The sequence below is a fragment of the Edwardsiella hoshinae NBRC 105699 = ATCC 33379 genome (genome assembly GCF_000474215.1).
GTDB classification, from domain to species: domain Bacteria; phylum Pseudomonadota; class Gammaproteobacteria; order Enterobacterales; family Enterobacteriaceae; genus Edwardsiella; species Edwardsiella hoshinae.
Window position 1 is genome coordinate 1 of record NZ_BAUC01000097.1, and the last position, 1102, is coordinate 1102.

Annotated in this window: 1 protein-coding gene; it reads left to right on the forward strand. The window is 42.5% G+C overall.

The features are described from left to right. Nucleotides 1-758 precede the first annotated feature (758 nt). A complete protein-coding gene (locus EHO01S_RS17170; RefSeq protein ID WP_035371053.1) occupies nucleotides 759-992 on the forward strand; it encodes a FaeA/PapI family transcriptional regulator in 234 nt (77 codons plus the stop codon). The last annotated feature ends 110 nt before the right edge of the window (nucleotides 993-1102 follow it).

A 1102-nucleotide genomic window follows, 5' to 3' on the forward strand; every position in this document is an offset into this window, starting at 1 on the left:
GGTGGCCGCAGTGGCATAAGAGGCAAACATGCTGATGGCAGCCAGGCTAACCATGGATGCGATAATTGTTTTTTTCATATAAATGTCTCCGTTGTTAAAATGACATAAAAGAGCCAATGGAACGATAAAAAGTAATAGCCGTCTCTTGAAGCGTTATAGCGACAAATAGCGGATGTGACGTTAACCTGGCGCGCGCGGCCCTTATCCATAACGATACGATGACTTTTTCATTAATAGGTAAAGGGAGCGAAAACCATCGCCCGGCGCATGCGTTCTGCTGCTGCCCGTATTGCGTAAAAATTATCTAAAGCCACGCATTAAATAATGCCGTATGCATCATGGTGATTATTTTTTCAGCCTTGCGACGCGGCGCAGGGACATTGTCCGACGCCGTTCGTTGCGGAGCATTCTAACCAAATAGTTAACCTGGATAAAAGCTATTGCGCGATCTTTTATATCGCATAAAGGCCTTATAATCAGCATATACATCCATGCACAAACAAAATTGCAGGATTAAAATATAAATTAGCATTAGGGTGCAGATCAAAAGATCGTCAATGTGGTATTTTGCAAAATATTGTTTTATTTTTCGCTTAAAAAAATAGTGCTTTTCTTTCAACAAGAAAAAAAGAAAATAACAAAAAACAAAACAATAGAAATAACATAAAAAAATAACCACAAAATCTAAAATAAGCCGCCATTAATTAATATTAAAGATTGGTGATAACAGAAAAACTAATAATCATGGAAATAAGATAATGAAAAAAACAGACTCGATTGAGATAAAAAAAGCGATATTGGCATACATGGCCGCACATCACACGGTACGCACCGCTTGCGTAGCGGAGGCCATGAAGCTCACCGACTACCAGGCACGTCATCATCTACAACAATTGGAAATCGCGGGGAAAGTTAAACGCACGCCTTTACAACGCGGGGTAAAAACCTGTTGGCAGATCAATGCGGTTAGCGCCGTTGGTGGAAAAAAATAACATCATCGGCGCACAGTTTTTGCTATGCGGGCCCGCATGCGAATGCGCGTGAAAGCCCGGCGATGAGGCGGCGCGGTTTAACGGCGTCGCTCCACCGGGGCAAGGCCCAA